Here is a 17987-nt window from a genome sequence, read left to right on the forward strand (position 1 = left end):
TATCGGCGGTAAACGATTAGGTTTTTTTACCCGGCTGCTGGATGAGGTTAATCCACGGCAACGGTATCGTCTGGCGACCGAGCAGATTGCGCATGCCGAAACCCTTGGTTTCGACACCGCCTGGGTGGCCCAACATCACTTTCATGAAGCCGAGGGCGGCCTGCCCGCGCCGCTGGTATTTCTGGCGCACGTGGCGGCGTTAACGCGCCGTATCCGCCTGGGCACCGGCGTCATCACCCTGCCGATGGAGCTGGCGCTGCGGGTGGCGGAAGATACCGCGGTGCTGGATCTCCTGGCGGACGGACGCCTGGAGATCGGCCTGGGCTCCGGCGGCACGCCGTCTTCTTTTCCGCCGTTCGGCCTGCAAAGCAGCGAGCGCGGCGCCGCTTTCGGCGCCAACCTGGCCATCCTGCTGGCGGCCTGGCGCGGGGAGGAGATCGGCGCCGGCGGCAACCGGCTGTATCCGGCCGCCCCGCACCTGGCGGGAAGGGTATGGCAGGCGACGTTTTCGGTTGACGGCGGCGCCCGCGCCGGCGCCGCCGGCGACGGCCTGATGCTCTCGCGCACCCAGCCCCGTCCCGAACATACGCCCGACATGCCGCTGGATGCCATCCAGAATCCCATTATCGACGCTTATCTGGACGCCTTGCCCGACGGCGTCGCGCCGCGCATCCTTGGTTCCCGCACCGCGTTTGCCGCCGACGACGGCGACCTGGCGCGCCGGTTGGCGGAAAAAGGGCTGCGCCGCCAGGCGGAAAACGCCCGCGCCGCCGGACAGTCCCCTCGGGGCGATCGCCTGGATGATCTTATCGCCGCCTTTGACGTCCATCTCGGCACCCCCGATCGGGTATTGGCGACGCTGCGGCAGGATACCGCCCTGGCGCGGGTGACCGATTTGGCTTTCCAGGTCCACTCCATCGACCCGCCCCATGCTGACATTTTGCGCTCGCTGGAGCTTATCGCCCAGGAGGTGGCGCCCGGACTGGGCTGGACACCCTCGGCGCAACGCAGCGCCGAGGCGCCGGATTACCGCACCCCCACATGTTCTTCACAGGAGAGGCTATGACCGATACCCTGGCAAACGAGGATATACTCGACCACCTGGCGGAGATTGCGCCGGATTCCCCCCTGGCGGCGGCGCGTATTACCCGCGACGCGGCGACCCGTCATATTCAGGGCAGTTACCAGGCGCTGTTCACCGCCGGCGACGGCATTGATTTTTCCCTGCCGGAGCGGCTGGAGGTCGCGCGGCAGGTCGCGTTATGGCATGGCGACAGCCGCCTGGCCGACTTTTATGCGCTCCGGCAGGCCGCGCCGGCCGCCGGCAGCGCCAGGCTTGAGGCGGCGCTGGTCCATGCCCAGTTGCTCAGCCATCGTCCCGCCGCCGCCGCCGCGGAACATCTGGCGGATTTGCGGCGGGCGGGGTGGTCCCTTGACGCCATCGTGACCTTGTCGCAGCTGGTCGCGTTTGTCAGTTTCCAAAGCCGTCTGCTGCGCGGCTACCGGCTGATAAACCAGCGGCCGGTGGATACGCCGTCGGATCAGGCGGCGCCGGCGGGACGCTGGCGTACCGGGGGCACCACCCGCGGCGGGCGTACCGCTCCCCTGGCGTTTACCCAGCGGGAGCTGGGCTGGGAGCCCTGGCTCGCCGCCAAAAAATTAACCGAATTCACCCCGCAGCAGCAAAGTGTGCTGGTGAACAACGGCCATGCCGACTCCGACTATTTCCGGCTGCTGGGGCGCAACCTGCCGGTGCTTGAACAGCGAACGCTGACCGACAAAGGTATTTTTTATACTTCCGGCGGCCTGGCGCGTAAAGAGCGGGAGCTGGCCGCGGCGGTGGCCAGCAAAGTCAATGGCTGCATCTATTGCGCCTCGGTACACGCCCGCAAGGCCGGGCAGCTGTCCAAGCAGCCGGACGACATACAGCGGCTGCTGGACACGCCGCCGGGTTCGGTGCTCAGCAGCGGCCAGTCGCCGCGCTGGCAGGCAATAATTGATTTCGCCGCCGCCCTGTCCGCCACCCCGGCCGTGGCGGGGGAGCAACAGCTGGCGCGGCTGCGCGAATTGGGATTAAGCGATTTGGCGCTGCTGGATCTGGTGCAGGCCACCGCGTTTTTCGCCTGGGCCAACCGGCTGATGCTGACGCTGGGGGAACCCTTCGACGAATAACCGCGGTAAGCACAACCGCCCGAGCACTGGGGCGCGGGCGGTCCGGAGAGCCGCCGGTGCGGCGCAGGCCGCGCTGCCGGCTAGAGCTGCAGCGCTTGGCGCACCGCGGCGAGCCCCGGCTGACCCTGGCGTGTGGTAACGCCGTCCAGCCAGCGTTCCAGCAGTTCCGGATGTTGCTTAAGCTCCGCCGCGGCCGCCTCATTGGCGGTCTGCTTATCATCCAGCACCCGTTTGATTATCCGGTTTTCTAAGTCGACGTTAAACGTCAATTGAGTAAACAGCCGGCCGGTATTGGGGCATTGGGCGGCAAAATCCTTACGCGTGACGGTATTCACGGTGGCGCTGCCGTAATTCGGCCCGAAATAACGATCGCCCCCGCTCAGATAGGTCAGCTTATAGTGGGTATTCATGGCATGCGGCTCCCAGCCGAGGAACACTATCCACTGCTGCTTGCCCACCGCGCGCCCGACCTGGGCCAGCATGCCGCTTTCGCTTGATTCCACCAGCGTCCAGCCGGTCAGGTTGAAATCATGCTTATCCAGCATGTTCTTAATGTTCTGGTTGGCGGGCGCGCCGGGGGCAATACCATAAATTTTATGATCGAACCGGTCGGCATATTTTTCCAGGTCGGCAAAATCCTTTACCCCGGCCTGCGCCACATAGTCCGGTACCGCCAGGGTAAATTTAGCGCTGCCCAGGTTGGCGCCCACCACCTTGACCGCGCCGTCGCGGGTGTATTTTTCAATCACCGGCTGCTGCGCCGGCATCCAGTTGCCGAGGAACACGTCCAGTTGCCCGGTCTTCAAGCCCTGGTAAGCCAGGGCCACCGAGAGATTCTGCACCTGCTGGCGATAGCCCAGGCCCTGCAGCAGGACCCCGGCGACCGCGTTGGTGGCGGCGATATCGGACCAGCCGGGATCGGACATATTCACCGTTTGACAATCGGCCTCCCCGGCGGCGCGGGTTGGGATCGGCAGGCCCATCGCAAGCGATAGCCCCAAGGCAACAACAGCGGCGTGCACGCGCATAATCTTCCTCACAGGTAACAGTATCAGAGCGTTGAAGGCGGGCGCGGATAGCGCGCCAGCGCCTCCTGCTCGTCCAGGGATTGGTGGTTACGGATAAACCGGTGGCTGGCGTCCTGCCAGGGCTGATAATCCCAGTCGGGCGCGCCGTCCCGCCCCAGCGCCCCGGTCAGGAACAGCCTGGCGCGCTGGCTGCTTAAGATCCGCTGGTTCAAATCGGGAAGGTTCCAGCGCGCCTGCGCTTCCTGCTGAAACTGCCGCAGCTGCGGCGCAAACGCCGGCGATAACGCCAGATTGGCCAGTTCCAGGGGATCCTGGCGCAAATTGTAGAGCTGATCGGGTTCCCCCAGGGCGGCGATGAATTTCCACGGTCCGCGCCGGATCATCACCATCGGTGCCAGCGCGCCCTCCGCCAGATATTCGCCGTAAACCCCGTCCGGTCCCGCTTCGCCGCGCAGATGCGGCGCCAGGCTGCGGCCGTCCAGGGGCGCGGCCTGCTCCTCTTCCGTCAGCGGCCGGCCATGGGCCAGCTCGCGCAATGTCGGAAGCAGGTCGGCCAGCGACACGTTCTGCTCAACGCGCCGGGGCGCAAAGCGGCCGGGGGCGTGGATGATCATCGGCACGCGCGACGCGCCTTCAAAAAAACTCATTTTGTACCACAGGCCGCGCTCGCCGAGCATTTCGCCATGATCGGAGATAAGGATGATAATGGTGTCGTCGGCCAGGCCGGTGGCATCCAGGGTGTCGCGCACCTCGCCGAAGCGATCGTCGACATAGGCCAGGGCGCCGTAATAGGCATGGCGCGCCCGGCGGATGTGGTCATCATCCAGCAGCCCGTCGGTCAGCTGGTACATGGCGCGCAGCCGCTGCGAATGCGCGTCCGGCGGCGCGTCCCCCGCCGCCACCCTGGGCAGGTCGATATCCTGGGGGCGATAGCGATCCAGATAACGGCGCGGGATGGCGAAGGGATCGTGGGGATGCGTGAGTGACATCATCAGCAGGAAGGGCCGGCCGTCGTCCCGCCTGGCCAGATCAAACAGCTTTTGCCGGGTGTGGAACAGGGCCTCGTCGTCAAAATCCAGCTGGTTGGTGCGGATACATTCTCCCGCGTCCAGTACCGAACTCATATTGTGATACCAGTCCAGCCGGCGTTCAGGATGACGCCAGTCCGGCGTCCAGCCGAAATCCGCTGGGTAGATATCGGTGGTCAGCCGTTCGTCAAACCCGTGCAACTGATCCGGCCCGCAAAAATGCATTTTGCCGGCCAGGTAGGTGCGATAGCCTTCCTGCCGCAGATAATGGCAGAATGTCGGACTCTCGGCGCGAAATTCCGCCGCATTATCGTATACGCCGTTACGGGAAATTAACTGGCCGGTCATCAGCGACGCGCGCGATGGCGCGCATAATGGACTATTGCAATACGCGGAGGTAAATACCACGCCTTCGCGCGCCAGTCTGTCTATATTCGGGGTTTTGCTGACATTATTTCCATAAGCGGAAAGCGCGCCGGCGGCAAGCTGATCGGCCATAAGAATAACAATATTCGGTTTTTTGCTAAGCATAGTTAAATTTCGCTTTAAATAAATTTACAGCTCAATGTTATTTTTATCGCACAAATATATTTTGCTGTGAACCGGTTAATTTCTTATCGGTCTATAAGGGGACGTTATGGCAAACAATTTCCGGCTGCCGCCGTTACAGGCGCTGACTGTTTTTGAAGCGGCGGCGCGTCATCTTAATTTTACCGCCGCCTCGAAGGAATTAGGTTCGTCACAGCCGGCGGTGAGCCAGCGCATCAATTTATTGGAAAATCAATTAGGCGCCACGCTGTTCGAACGGCGCCACCGCGGCGTGGCCCTGACCGACACCGGGGAGCAGCTTTACCAGATCGTACGCGCCAGCCTGCAGGAGATCAGTCAGCAAATAGAAAAAATACAGCTGAAAAAACAACGGGATGTGCTGCGCATCGATACGGATATGGGTTTTGCCAGCTACTGGCTGCTGCCGCGCCTGGACCAGTTGCAACAGCTGATCCCCAATGTCGATGTGCAGATATCCACCTCGCCCAACGAGTTCTCCCTGCGCGACAGCAGCGCCCATCTGGGCATCTCGTTTGGCGACGGCCAGATCCCCGGCTGCCACAGCGATATGCTGTTTCCCGAACTGGTGGTGCCGGTATGCAGCCCACTGTTTTTCCAGCAGTTCGGCAGGCCGGCTGCGGCCCGGGACCTGCTGGCGCTGGCGCTGCTCAACCTGCCCGATACCCTGCCCCGGCGCTGGCTGAGCTGGCAGGATTGGTTTCGCGGCCAGGGCGTGGAGCCGGACGACGGCGTGACCTCCCTGACCTTCAACGCCTATTCGCTGGTCATCCAGGCGGCGCTGAAAAGCCAGGGCGTGGCGCTGGGCTGGAAGCCGCTGGTGGATCAATTCCTGGATAGCGGCGAACTGATCGTCTGCGGGCCGCAATTAAAAACCGGGCGCGGTTATTATTTAATTCAGCCGGAGCGGGGAAATAATCGCCTGCTTTACCAGAAAGTTAAAAAATGGTTAATCCGTGAATCGTTCAGTTTTAAACAGCATGAGGAAAATAACGCCCATTACGGTCAATTGGTTTAAACCATTTAGTTATAACTCAGACGATAATATTTTATTGCGCCGTTCTTTTTTCTTATAGCCTGTGCTTATGGTTGGGACATGGCAAAAAATAAAATCTGATGAATGAAACGCTGATAAAAATTGACGGGCTGTATAAAATATTCGGCGACGGCGACCGGCATGCCCTGTCGCGTTTGCAACAGGGCATGGACCCTGCCGACATATTTACCCAATTTGGCTGCTCGGTGGCGTTAAACAATATTTCGCTGGATATTTATCGCGGCGAGATCTTTGTCATCGTCGGCTTATCCGGCTCCGGCAAATCCACCCTTCTGCGTACCCTCAATCGCCTGATAACACCCAGCGCCGGCGAGGTGTTTTTCAGCGGACAACCGCTATCGGGGCTATCGGCAACCGCGCTTATCCAGCTGCGCCGGCATGAAATGGGCATGGTGTTCCAGTCTTTCGCCCTGCTGCCGAGACGCAGCGTATTGGATAACGCCGCCTTCGGGCTGGAGCTGGCCGGTGTCGGCACGGCGCAGCGCCATAAGCAGGCGCTGGCGGTATTGGCGCAGGTGGGGCTGGCGCAGGTGGCGGGACAACTGCCGCATCAGCTGTCCGGCGGCATGCAGCAGCGGGTCGGCCTGGCGCGCGCGCTGGTGGTCAATCCCACGCTGCTGTTGATGGACGAGGCGTTTTCCGCGCTCGATCCCATCAACCGCCGCGAAATGCAGGAACTGCTGCTGCGCCTGCAGGCCGGCCAGCGGCGAACGGTCATTTTTGTCACTCACGATATCGAGGAGGCGCTGCGTATCGGCAGCCGCATTGCCATTATGCAGCAGGGCCGGGTCATCCAGATCGGCACCGCCGAGCAAATCGTCAATGCGCCGGCAAACGCCTACGTGCGCCGTTTTTTCTCCGGCGTCGATACATCGCGTTTCGTCCTGGCCGAAGATTATGCCGGCGCGTTCAGCGGCCAGTCACCCGCGCACCGGGAGTCCCGCCCATGACCGGAACGGTTGATTTCAGCGCGCAGATCGACGCGGGCGTGCGTTACCTGCTGGAACACTGCGGCGGATTTTTTGACGCGGTGGCCAAGGTGATCGACACGGTTGCCGGCGCCCTTGAGCTGGGCCTGGGCTGGCTTTCGCCCTGGGGGTTGGCCGTGATTGCGGTGGGATTGAGCCTGTGGCGCGTCGGCAAGGGGTTCGCCGTGTTCAGCGCCCTGGCGATGCTGTATATCATTTATAGCGGCTACAGCGAACATGCCGTGGTCACGCTTGCGCTCACCCTGGCGTCAACGTTATTCAGCCTGCTCGCCGGCATTCCCCTGGGGATTATGATAGCCCGGCGGCACCGGGCGGGCCAGCTTGTCAGGCCGATGCTGGACTTTATGCAAACCATGCCCGCCTTCGTCTACCTGATCCCCGCCACGATCCTGTTTGGCCTCGGCCGTCCGCCGGGCATTTTCGCCACCGTACTGTTCGCCATGCCGCCGGTGGTCCGCTTAACCGATTTGGGCATCCGTCAGGTGGACAAAAGCCTGGTGGAAGCCGGCCTGGCGTTTGGCTGCACCCGCCGGCAGCTATTATGGAAGGTACAGTTGCCCAATGCGCTGCCGGCCATTATGGCCGGGGTAAACCAAACCATCATGATGGCGATGTCGATGGTGATTATCGCCTCCATGGTCGGCGCCGGCGGTCTTGGCAACGATATATTGACCAGCATCCAGCAGCTGGACATCGGCCAGGGGCTGCAAAGCGGCATGGCGGTGGTGCTGATGGCCATGCTGTTGGACCGGCTCTCGGCGAGCCTGGTGCGGGAGCCTGGAGTTAAATAATAAGCATATTATTAATCATGGTTACTATTAGCTAAATAACGATATGCTTTTTTTACTTAATCAACGTTGGGCAAATTGACAATGTTTTATGGTGGTTATGCCCAGGCTGTGCGGCGAGTAAAGGGTTATTATGCTGTGATAGGTAATATCTATATCAAAAAAAACACTTTGTTTATTTTGTCATGATAATGCAAAGTAAGCGGCGTACGGGCACAGGCAAAAACGGATTGTCCGGTTAATTTAAGATAAGTTAACTTTAAGGCGGCTGTATTCGGATAAGTTTTGCTACTGCCGTATTGTCGCGACAATTGTTATACAAATGATAAATATTATCTTGACAAGTGTTATTTACAGCGAGGCAATAACGGCACGGACAATGACTCCTTGCCGCGCGCGGTGCTGGCCCGGGTAAAATGTATTATACCAATTTCGATCTGGCTGGCTGCCACGCGGGGCATCAGAGACGAGCAGTACTGATGCTGGCCAGGCTCTTTTTGACCGCGGATTTGACTTAAGCAGCGCTCATCACCGGCCGGAAGGTAGCTTGATACGGCCATTGGTTTAAACCCTTAAATAAAAAAAGGGTTTTGTGATGGCTCTCAACTTTTAAATCTGTATGACAAGTTAAGGTAGCGTACCGCGCGGCATAGCGCTCTATGATAGGTAGATTCCTACTTTAATGAAAAGTTCACAATCTTCGTGACGATTTTGCTGCTACTATCCTGCAAAATCGGTCCACAGGGTGATATTTAAATTAGCATTGCGCGTTCTCTTAGCTTTTATTTTTAAATTATAAATGCTGGTTAGCTCAGGACATCAGCCATCAAAAGGTTGAGTCCTTTTTATAAACTCGAGAGTATTTGGTAAGGAAAAACAGGAATGAAGAAGATAGCATTGGCCGTTTTAGCGACATTGATTGCCCCAGCTCTGCACGCCGCGGAAATTTATAACAAAGACGGCAACAAGCTGGATCTGTACGGCAGCGTGCGCGCCCGCCACTATTTTAGTGACAATAAGACCATTGACGGCGACCAAAGTTACATGCGTTTTGGCTTCAAAGGCCAGACCCAGATTAACGACACCTTGACCGGTTACGGCCAATGGGAATACAATGTTCAGGCCAACCATACTGAAGGCGGCACCGACGCGCTGACCGGCACCAAAACCCGTTTGGGCTTTGCCGGCTTGAAACTGAAAGACTACGGCTCAATCGACTACGGCCGCAACTGGGGCATCGCTTATGATGTCGCGGCGATAACCGATACCGCGCCAATCTTCGATGACCTGACCTACAGCGCCGCCGACGTGTTTATGGGCGGCCGTACCACCGGCGTGGCCACTTATCGCAACAACAACTTCTTCGGCCTGGTCGACGGTCTGAAATTTGGCTTGCAATACCAGGGCGCCAACGACGAAAATTCCGGTAACGCCCGTGCCGCCAACAAATCCAACGGCGACGGTTACGGCGCATCGGCGTCTTATACCTTTGATTTCGGCCTGTCGGTACTCGGCACTTATGCCTCGTCCAACCGCACCCAGCCGCAAAACAGCCTGGCTCTCGGTAACGGCGACAAAGCCGACGTCTGGGCGGGCGGCTTGAAATATGACAATTCCGGCGTCTATGCCGCCGCGTTGTACGGCGAAACGCATAACTACACCCCGATCACCGGCGGCTACGCCAATAAAACCAAGAACTTCGAAGCCATCGCTTCTTATCTGTTCGATTTTGGCCTGAAACCGATGTTCGGTTACTTCCAGTCCAAGGCCAGCGATGTTGAAGGCATCGGCGATGTCGATCTGGTGAAATACTATGACGCGTCCCTGACCTATTTCTTCAACAAGAATATCAATGCGTATGTTGATTATAAAATCAACCGTCTCAGCGAAGACAATAAGCTGGGCATCGCCGACGATGACCAGGTCGGCCTGGGCTTGACCTATCAGTTCTAAGGTTTATCAAACGCAAAAAAAAGCGGCCCTGCGGCCGCTTTTTTTATGCTGTTTTTTTACGTTGAGCTTATTTATACAGCTCGGCGCTGCCGCGCAGGGTGTCATTACCGCCGGCGCCGATAATACGATACGAGGTGGCGTTGGCGGCATCGGCCTTGGCGGCCAGCTGGGATTCCAGATCGGACAGGTTACTGGTGGTGGATGACGATACCACGCCGATGGAATGTTCGCCGGCGGGACGGCTGGTGACTTCCTGGGCGGCGAAGGCGCCGGCGGAAACGGTGCTGAATACGATGGCTGCGATGGCAAGTGTCAGGTTTTTCATAATGTCTGTTCTCATGGTATGAAGCATTAATGGACTGGACGTTAATTTGTTAACGTTCGATAAGTAAATAATAGACATCTTGGCGCTGCAGATCAAGTAATATTTTATCAATCATTAACTAATTACCTAAAGTACTGTAAAGACCGGTGAATATGTTGGCATCGCCGTGTCTGTTTGTTTCCCCGGTCAGGAAACGTCATCCTTGACGCGGCCAGCCGCCTAAATAAATCACGGCGGTCCTTTACAGCGAACCGGGCGGGGGTTAAAGTTAATCAAACGTTTGACTTATTTTATTGGAGCCACCATGCCCCCTTCTCCGGCCCCCACCGCGCGCGGCGAACAGGCGAAAGCCCAGCTGATCGCCGCCGGCATTACCTTATTTGGCGAAAAAGGCCCGCAAACCGCCACCACGCGCGAAATCGCCCAGTTGTCCGGGCAAAATATCGCGGCGATTTTTTATTATTTCGGCTCCAAGGAAGGGCTGTACCTGGCGGTCGCGCAATGGATTGCGGATTTTATCGCCCAGTCCCTGCATTCACAGGCGCAACAAATTGATGCGCTGCTGGCGCAGCCGGAGGTGGATGCCGGGCAGTGCCGGCGTTATCTGCATGAGTCCCTGCTGACCATGACCGGGCTGCTGGCCCGCAGCGAAACGCTGAATCTGAGTAAAATCATCTCGCGGGAGCAGCTCTCCCCCACTGGGGCCTACGCCATTATCCACCAGCAGGCGATTGCGCCGATGCATCAGCGCATCACCCGGCTGGTGGCGGGTTTTACCGGCTGCGATCCGCTGTCGGTCGCCACCATCGTCCACACGCATGCCCTGCTGGGCGAAGTGCTGGCGTTCCGGCTGGCGCGGGAAACCATCCTGCTGCGCACCGGATGGAGCGACCTGGGCCCGGCGCAGGTTACCCAGATCAACCAGGTGCTGACACAGCATATCGATTGGTTCCTTCATGGATTGCGGGCCGAACAGGCCGGCCACACAGGCAAAAAATCATGAATAAAAAAAGTATCACCGCGGCCGTCATCGTTATCGCGCTGCTGGGCGCGGCGATCTATGGCGTCATGTACTACCACCGCCAGCAAAACCGGCCGTTGACCCTTTACGGCAATGTGGATATCCGCACCGTTAACCTTGGTTTCCGCGTCGGCGGCCGTCTGGCTCAGTTGGCGGTGGATGAAGGCGATGTGGTGCATCCCGGCCAGGTGCTGGCGAAACTGGACGATGCGCCGTATCGCAACGCCCTCGCGCAGGCCCAGGCCAATGTGGACAGCGCCAGGGCCAAACTGGATTTATCCCGCTCCGGGTATCGCAACGAAGAAATCGCCCAAGTGCGCTCGCAGATGGCGCAGTTGCAGGCCGCCTTCAATTATGCCGACAGTTTTTACCATCGCCAGCAGGGCGCCTGGGCCAAACGGGCCATTTCCGCCGACCAGCTGGAGGACGCGCTGACCGCCAGCAACCAGGCCAAGGCCAACCTGCAGGCGGCCAGGGATAAGCTGCAACAGTACCTGGCCGGCAACCGGCCGCAGGAGATCGCCTCCGCCGAAGCGGATCTCGCCCAGGCGCAGGCGGCGCGTGACCAGGCCGCCCTGGATGCAACCGATACCATGCTGGCGGCGCCCTCGGGCGGCACTATCCTGACCCGGGCGCAGGAGGTCGGCAGCATGCTTGGCGCCGGCGACACCGTATTTACCCTTTCCCTGACGCGGCCGGTGTGGGTGCGCGCCTATATCGATGAACGCAACCTCAACCAGGCGGTGCCCGGCACCCGGATTATCATTCGCGCCGACGGCCTGCCGGACAAGGCCTATCACGGTAAAATCGGCTTTGTCTCGCCGACGGCGGAGTTCACGCCTAAAAACGTGGAAACGCCGGAACTGCGCACCGATTTGGTGTATCGCCTGCGGATTATCGTCACCGATGCCGACGACCGGCTGCGCCAGGGCATGCCGGTGACCCTGGATTTCGCCGACGGCCAGGAGCCAACCGCGGCACAGCCCGCCGGCGGGAATGTTTATGCCCGCTAACCAGATTGTGCTGGATGCGCTGGAGAAACGCTTTGCGTCCCTGGCGAAACCGGCGGTGGCCAGCCTTACCATCACCCTGCAAAGCGGCGGGGTCACCGGGCTGGTCGGCCCGGACGGCGCGGGCAAGACCACGCTGCTGCGCATGCTGGCCGGCCTGCTGACGCCAAGCCAGGGCACCCTGCGCGTGGCCGGATTGGATCCGGTGGGCGACGACGCCGGCCTGCACGCCATCCTTGGCTATATGCCGCAGAAGTTCGGGCTGTATGAAGACCTGACGGTGATGGAAAACCTGACGCTGTACGCCAGCCTGCGCGGCATTACCGGCGAACAGCGCCGGCACACCTTCGAGCGCCTGCTGGCTTTTACCGCGCTGGCGCCCTTTACCACCCGGCTGGCGGGCAAGCTGTCGGGGGGAATGAAACAAAAACTCGGCCTGGCATGCACGCTGATAGGCCAGCCCAAGGTGCTGTTGCTCGACGAGCCGGGGGTCGGGGTGGATCCCATTTCCCGCCGCGAGCTGTGGCGCATGGTGCATGAACTGGCCGACGACGGCATGCTGATCCTGTGGAGCACCTCATACCTGGACGAAGCGGAACAGTGCCGCGAGGTGCTGCTGATGAACCAAGGGGAACTGATCTATAGCGGCGCGCCCAAAGCGTTGACGGCGACCATGGCGGGCCGCACGTGGCTGGCCCATGACGCCGCCGGCACCAACCGCCAGCTGCTGCGGCGCGCGCTGCGGCTGGAACAAATAGGCGACGGCGTCATCCAGGGCAAAGCCGTGCGCCTGATCCTGAAAAAAGACGCCGACCGGTCGGGCCTGGGCCGGGCGCTCGGCTTGTCCGATGCGGATATCGAGGAAACGGCGCCGCGTTTCGAGGATGCCTTTATCGATCTGCTGGGCGGCGGCCCGGCCACCCAACAGGCGCTGGCGGATATTATGCCGCAGGTAACCGGCGACCGGCATGAAACGGTGATCGAGGCCCGGGGGCTAACCAAGAGGTTCGGTGATTTTGCCGCGACCGATAACGTGGATTTCACGGTGACCCGGGGGGAAATTTTCGGCCTGCTGGGCCCGAACGGCGCCGGTAAATCCACCACTTTTAAAATGATGTGCGGCCTGCTGATCCCCACCGCGGGCCAGGCGCTGGTGCTGGGAATGGACTTGAAGACCAGCTCCGGCAAAGCCCGCCAGCGCCTGGGATATATGGCGCAAAAATTTTCGCTCTACGGTAATCTGACGGTGGCGCAGAACCTGCGGTTTTTCTCGGGCGTCTATGGATTGCACGGTAAGCGCCAGCGCCAGAAAATCGCGCAGATGAGCGAGGCGTTCGATTTCGGCCCCATTTTCAACCAGACGCCCGACGCGCTGCCGCTGGGATTTAAGCAACGCCTCGCCCTGGCATGCTCGCTGATGCACGAGCCGGATATCCTGTTCCTTGATGAGCCCACCTCCGGCGTCGACCCCCTCACCCGGCGTGAGTTCTGGCTGCATATCAACGGCATGGTGGAAAAAGGCGTCACCGTGATGGTGACCACCCATTTTATGGACGAGGCGGAATATTGCGACAGGATCGGCCTGGTGTATCACGGCAAGCTGATTGCCAGCGGCACCCCGGACGAGCTGAAACTGCAAACGGCAGACCAGGAGACGCCGAATCCCACCATGGAACAGGCGTTTATCACGCTGGTGCAGAACGTTGACAAGGACGGCGGCAATGACGCGGCATAACGCTACGCGGTTCTCCTGGCGGCGGCTGCTCGCCCTGTGCGACAAGGAAACGCGCCAGATCCTGCGCGATCCCAGCAGCGGCCTGATCGCCTTTGTCATTCCCCTGATGCTGCTGTTTATCTTCGGCTACGGCATCAACCTGGATTCCAGCCGCCTGCACGTGGGCATCCTGATGGAACAGCAGAGCGAGGATGCCCGCGACCTGGCCATGGCTTTTGCCGGCTCCCCCTATATCGCCCCGACCATCAGCGATAACCGCCGCGCGCTGGTGGCGCTGATGCAGGCGGGAAAAATCCGCGGGCTGATCGTGATCCCGGTTGATTTCGACATCAATATGGACCGGACCGGCAACAGCGCGCCCATCCAGGTGATTACCGACGGCAGCGAACCCAATACCGCCAATTTCGTGCAGGGGTATGCCCAGGGCATCTGGCAAATATGGCAGCAGCAGCGCGCCGAGGATCGGGGCCGCGCCTTTCATCAGCTGATCGACGCCAAGGTGCGCTATTGGTTCAATCCGGCGGCGGTCAGCCGGCATTTTATCATTCCCGGCGCCATCACCATTATCATGACGGTGATCGGGGCCATCCTGACCTCCCTGGTGATAGCGCGCGAGTGGGAGCGCGGCACCATGGAGGCGCTGCTCTCCACCCAGGTGACGCGAAGCGAACTGCTGCTGTCCAAGCTGCTGCCCTATTACGTGCTGGGAATGGTGGCGATGGCGCTGTGCATGGCGGTGGCGGTGTTTGTCATGGACGTGCCGTTCCGCGGTTCGCTGGCGGTGCTGTTCGGCATCAGCAGCCTGTTTCTTGCCAGCACCCTGGGGATGGGGCTGCTGATTTCCACCCTGACGCGCAACCAGTTCAACGCCGCGATGGTGGCGCTAAACGCGGCGTTCCTGCCCGCCGTGATGTTGTCGGGTTTTATTTTCCAGATAGACAGCATGCCCGCCGTGGTGCGCGCGGTGACCTATATCATCCCGGCGCGCTATTTTGTCAGCACGCTGCAAAGCCTGTTCCTGGCGGGTAATGTCGCCGGGATTTTAGTCGTGAATACCTTGTTCCTGGTGGCGTCCGCCGTGGGATTTATCGGCCTGACGGCCTGGAAAACCAAACGCAGGCTGGATTGAGGAAGGGTTATGTTCTATCGCTTATGGACGCTTATCGTCAAAGAACTGCAGTCGCTGCTGCGCGAGCCGCAAACGCGGGCGATCCTGATCATGCCGGTTATTCTGCAGGTGCTGCTGTTCCCGTTTGCCGCCACGCTTGAGGTGACCCATGCCACCATCGCCGTTTACAGCGAGGACAGCGGCCAGGCCTCGGTGGAGCTGACCCAGCGCTTCGCCAAGGCCAAAGCCTTTACCGCGGTGGTATGGCTGCGCAGCCCGCAGCAGATCCAAAGCACCCTGGATAACCAGCGCGCCCTGCTGGTGGTGCGTTTCCCGGCGCAATTCTCACGCGACCTGGCCGCCGGCATTCCAGCGCCGCTGCAGTTGCTGCTGGACGGGCGCAACTCCAACAGCGCGCAGATAGCGGCCAACTATATCCAGCAGATTATCCGCGATTACCAACTGGAGCTGACGGCGCGGCAGGTTAAACCCAATAACAGCGAACTGGTGATACGCAACTGGTATAACCCCAACCTGGATTATAAATGGTTTGTGGTGCCGTCATTGATTGCCCTGATCACCACCATCGGCGTACTGATCGTCACCTCGCTGTCGGTGGCGCGCGAGCGGGAGCAAGGGACCCTGGATCAACTGCTGGTTTCGCCGCTGACCACCTGGCAGATTTTTGTCGGCAAAGCGGTGCCGGCGCTGGTGGTGGCCAGTATCCAGGCGTCCATCGTGCTGATTATCGGCATTTTGGGGTACCGCATTCCCTTTGCCGGCTCGCTGCTGCTGTTTTACGGCACCATGCTGATCTACGGCCTGTCGCTGGTGGGGTTCGGCCTGCTGATCTCCTCGCTTTGCTCGACGCAGCAGCAGGCGTTTATCGGCGTGTTTGTGTTTATCATGCCGGCCATCCTGCTGTCGGGTTATGTCGCGCCGGTGGAGAATATGCCGTCGTGGCTGCAAACGCTGACCTGGGTAAACCCGGTGCGGCATTTTACCGATATCATTAAAGAGATTTACCTCAAGGATGCGGATTTCGCCATTATCTGGCACAGCCTGTGGCCGTTGCTGGCGATCACCGCCACCACCGGCAGCGCGGCCTACTGGATGTTCCGCCGCAAGATTGCCTGAGCGGAGCGGTAACCGGCGGCCGACGTCACCTGCGTCAGTCCTCTTCCCCAAGCAGCACAATCTTGCCGGCAAAATGGCGGTCTTCCAGACGCCGGTGCGCCCCGGCCCCGGCGCTTAAAGGGAAGGTCTCCACGGCCGGCGGCGCGATCCATCCCCGCCGCCAGGCGGAAAACAGGGCGCGGGCGCGGCTTGCGCGCTGCGCGCCGTCGCCAAGATAGGTCCAGAGATCGCCGCCGATCACCCCTTTCGACGCCATCATCAGGCTGGAAGGCGCTAAGGCGGGCGCCGCGCCGCCCGACATGCCGAATAACACCACCCTGCCGCCGGGATGCAACGCCGCAAGACTGTTCGGGAGCGTACTGCCCACGGAATCAAACACATACTTCACGCCGCCCCCCGTCGCCTCACGAACACGCTCCGCCCAGTTATCGTCATAACCGTAAGCGGCGAGGGCGCCGTTAGCCAGGCAGATACGCTGTTTATCCCGCGTCGAGGCCACGGCGTAGACCCTGGCGCCGCGCGCCTTCATCAATCGCGTCAAATGTTGCCCCACCCCGCCGGCGGCCGCCAGCACCAGCACCCGATCGTTTTCCGCCACCCTGACGCTGTCATTGATAAGGTATTGCGCCGTAAGGCCCTGCAACAATATGGCCGCCGCCGCCACATCACCGATGTCGTCGGGCAGTTTCAAGGCGCGGTCGACCGGCACGTTTACCCGGGTGGCATGGGCAAACGGCACGTCGGCAAAACCCACCCGCTGCCCGAGATGCCAGCCGGTCACCTCCGCGCCGACCGCCGTCACATAACCGACGCCCTCATACCCGCCGATATGAGGTGCGCGATCCGCCAGGGGATAGTCCCCGCGCCGGCGATAAATATCGGCAAAATTAAGTCCGGCCGCCGCCATCTTGACCTGCACGGCGCCCGCGGGCACCGCGGGGGTGGGGTGATCACCGTAAAACAACACTTCCGGCCCGCCAAACCGATTAAACATTAATGCCCGCATTCGCTTTCCTCCATGCAACACCCAGGGTAATGACCAGGAGTATTCCATGGCGGTTATATGCTATAAATAGCGATAAAATAGTTTAATAAAACACCGTGGGTTTTTAATGGACCGTTTAACCAGCATGGCGGTATTTATCCAGGTCGTGGAAAAAGGCAGCTTTGTCTTGGCCGCCGCCGAGATGAACATCTCCCCCACCATGGTCGGCAAACATATACGTTTCCTGGAAAGCCGATTGCAGGCCAGGCTGCTGGCCAGGACTACCCGTCAGCAGGGCGTAACGGAAATCGGCAGGCTGTTTTATGAACGCTGCCGCCGCCTGCTGGCGGACGCGGAGCAGGCCGAGGCGCTGACGCATCATTTATTAACCGAACCCGCCGGGAAACTGCGCATCAGCGCGCCGGTCGTCTTTGGCAATCATGTCTTGACCCCGCTGCTGACCGGGTTCATGCAGTCACACCAGGAAATAACGATTGAAGTGGTATTATCGGACCGTAAAGTGGATTTGATAGACGAGCATTTCGACGCCGTTTTCCGTATCGGCGATATCGGCAGTGATGGCGTGATTGCCCGTCGGCTGCCGGATTATACCCTGGTGCTGGCGGCCTCCCCGGATTATCTGGCCCGTTATGGCGCCCCAGCGCGTCCCGCCGACCTGAGCGGACATAACTGTTTTGGCTTCAGCCAATGGCAGGGCAATAGCCGCTGGCGGCTGACCGGCCCTGGCGGGGAGGACAGCGTGGAGGTTCACCCAAGGTTGCGCATCGACTCAGGTGAAAGCGTGCGGCAGGCGGCCCTGGCAGGCTTTGGCATCGCGATGCACGCCGAGATATTGTTGGGCAACGATATCGCCGCCGGCCGGCTGGTCCAGGTGCTGCCGGACTGGCGGGCCATCCCGCGGCCCATGCATGTGATTTCCTTGCCGGACCGCCAGCAACCACTGAAACTCGAACTGTTTATTGCCTCCCTGGTGGCCGCGCTCTGGGGGCGCACGCCGGCGAATCCGGCGGCTGCCGGCATGGAGAGCCGGCCCGGCTATCCCTAGAGCCGCCATCGGCGGCCC

At 60.3% G+C, this 17987-nt stretch carries 16 protein-coding genes; 12 read left to right on the top strand and 4 right to left on the bottom strand.

The annotated features are described in order from the left end of the window. Window position 1 precedes the first annotated feature (1 nt). Together ACL2XQ_RS20205 and ACL2XQ_RS20210 are read left to right on the top strand one after the other, a co-directional pair. Window positions 2-1066, top strand: a complete 1065-nt coding sequence (locus ACL2XQ_RS20205) for a putative FMN-dependent luciferase-like monooxygenase (protein WP_413740537.1) — start codon at window positions 2-4, stop codon at window positions 1064-1066. Beyond that, entirely contained in the window at window positions 1063-2172 is a 1110-nt protein-coding gene (locus tag ACL2XQ_RS20210) for an alkylhydroperoxidase domain protein (RefSeq protein WP_410013895.1), read from the top strand. The genes ACL2XQ_RS20205 and ACL2XQ_RS20210 overlap by 4 nt, the downstream gene beginning before the upstream one ends. An 80-nt stretch (window positions 2173-2252) precedes the next feature. On the opposite strand, the gene choX is transcribed toward ACL2XQ_RS20210, so the two are convergent. Further along, the gene (choX, locus tag ACL2XQ_RS20215; protein WP_413739624.1) at window positions 2253-3200 is read right to left on the bottom strand and encodes a choline ABC transporter substrate-binding protein; all 948 of its coding nucleotides are present in this window, start codon (window positions 3198-3200) and stop codon (window positions 2253-2255) included. A gap of 23 nt (window positions 3201-3223) precedes the next feature. Beyond that, complete coding sequence (gene betC / locus ACL2XQ_RS20220; RefSeq protein WP_413739625.1) at window positions 3224-4759, bottom strand: choline-sulfatase; 1536 nt, start codon at window positions 4757-4759, stop codon at window positions 3224-3226. A gap of 106 nt (window positions 4760-4865) precedes the next feature. On the opposite strand from betC, the gene ACL2XQ_RS20225 reads away from it, so the two are divergent. The 4 genes from ACL2XQ_RS20225 (at window position 4866) to ACL2XQ_RS20240 (ending at window position 9582) form a co-directional block, all read left to right on the top strand. Further along, window positions 4866-5813: a choline sulfate utilization transcriptional regulator gene (locus ACL2XQ_RS20225; protein WP_413727813.1), complete on the top strand. Its 948-nt coding sequence runs from the start codon at window positions 4866-4868 to the stop codon at window positions 5811-5813. Between the two features lie 98 nt (window positions 5814-5911). Beyond that, window positions 5912-6802 carry a glycine betaine/L-proline ABC transporter ATP-binding protein gene (locus ACL2XQ_RS20230; RefSeq protein WP_410013891.1) on the top strand — a complete coding sequence of 297 codons (891 nt, stop codon included), beginning with the start codon at window positions 5912-5914 and terminating at the stop codon, window positions 6800-6802. Next, complete coding sequence (locus ACL2XQ_RS20235; protein ID WP_410013890.1) at window positions 6799-7632, top strand: ABC transporter permease; 834 nt, start codon at window positions 6799-6801, stop codon at window positions 7630-7632. The genes ACL2XQ_RS20230 and ACL2XQ_RS20235 overlap by 4 nt, the downstream gene beginning before the upstream one ends. 879 nt (window positions 7633-8511) lie before the next feature. Next, window positions 8512-9582 (top strand): porin, encoded by a 1071-nt coding sequence (locus tag ACL2XQ_RS20240; protein ID WP_410013889.1) that lies wholly within the window; start codon window positions 8512-8514, stop codon window positions 9580-9582. 67 nt (window positions 9583-9649) lie between these two features. On the opposite strand, the gene bhsA is transcribed toward ACL2XQ_RS20240, so the two are convergent. Next, window positions 9650-9907 carry a multiple stress resistance protein BhsA gene (gene bhsA, locus ACL2XQ_RS20245; RefSeq protein WP_410013888.1) on the bottom strand — a complete coding sequence of 86 codons (258 nt, stop codon included), beginning with the start codon at window positions 9905-9907 and terminating at the stop codon, window positions 9650-9652. A gap of 304 nt (window positions 9908-10211) precedes the next feature. On the opposite strand from bhsA, the gene cecR reads away from it, so the two are divergent. Genes cecR through ACL2XQ_RS20270 form a run of 5 tightly spaced genes read left to right on the top strand, consistent with a single transcriptional unit; the run spans window position 10212 to window position 15918 of the window. Further along, on the top strand, window positions 10212-10910 hold the full coding sequence (gene cecR, locus ACL2XQ_RS20250) for a transcriptional regulator CecR (RefSeq protein ID WP_410013887.1): 699 nt from the start codon (window positions 10212-10214) through the stop codon (window positions 10908-10910). After that, window positions 10907-11941 (top strand): secretion protein HlyD, encoded by a 1035-nt coding sequence (gene hlyD, locus ACL2XQ_RS20255; RefSeq protein ID WP_410013886.1) that lies wholly within the window; start codon window positions 10907-10909, stop codon window positions 11939-11941. The genes cecR and hlyD overlap by 4 nt, the downstream gene beginning before the upstream one ends. Beyond that, window positions 11931-13673, top strand: a complete 1743-nt coding sequence (locus ACL2XQ_RS20260; protein ID WP_413721248.1) for an ATP-binding cassette domain-containing protein — start codon at window positions 11931-11933, stop codon at window positions 13671-13673. Before hlyD ends, ACL2XQ_RS20260 begins: the two co-directional genes overlap by 11 nt. Beyond that, the gene (locus ACL2XQ_RS20265; RefSeq protein ID WP_413739626.1) at window positions 13660-14802 is read left to right on the top strand and encodes an ABC transporter permease; all 1143 of its coding nucleotides are present in this window, start codon (window positions 13660-13662) and stop codon (window positions 14800-14802) included. The genes ACL2XQ_RS20260 and ACL2XQ_RS20265 overlap by 14 nt, the downstream gene beginning before the upstream one ends. Before the next feature lie 9 nt (window positions 14803-14811). Further along, the gene (locus tag ACL2XQ_RS20270) at window positions 14812-15918 is read left to right on the top strand and encodes an ABC transporter permease (protein WP_410013883.1); all 1107 of its coding nucleotides are present in this window, start codon (window positions 14812-14814) and stop codon (window positions 15916-15918) included. Window positions 15919-15952: 34 nt separating this feature from the next. On the opposite strand, the gene ACL2XQ_RS20275 is transcribed toward ACL2XQ_RS20270, so the two are convergent. Continuing rightward, on the bottom strand, window positions 15953-16912 hold the full coding sequence (locus ACL2XQ_RS20275) for a quinone oxidoreductase family protein (RefSeq protein WP_413721250.1): 960 nt from the start codon (window positions 16910-16912) through the stop codon (window positions 15953-15955). A 118-nt stretch (window positions 16913-17030) separates the two neighbouring features. On the opposite strand from ACL2XQ_RS20275, the gene ACL2XQ_RS20280 reads away from it, so the two are divergent. Further along, window positions 17031-17969, top strand: coding sequence for a LysR family transcriptional regulator (locus ACL2XQ_RS20280; RefSeq protein ID WP_413721251.1), 939 nt, complete (start codon window positions 17031-17033; stop codon window positions 17967-17969). Window positions 17970-17987 lie beyond the last annotated feature (18 nt).

The organism is Sodalis sp. RH14 (assembly GCF_047324285.1).
Classification (GTDB): Bacteria; Pseudomonadota; Gammaproteobacteria; order Enterobacterales; family Enterobacteriaceae; genus Acerihabitans.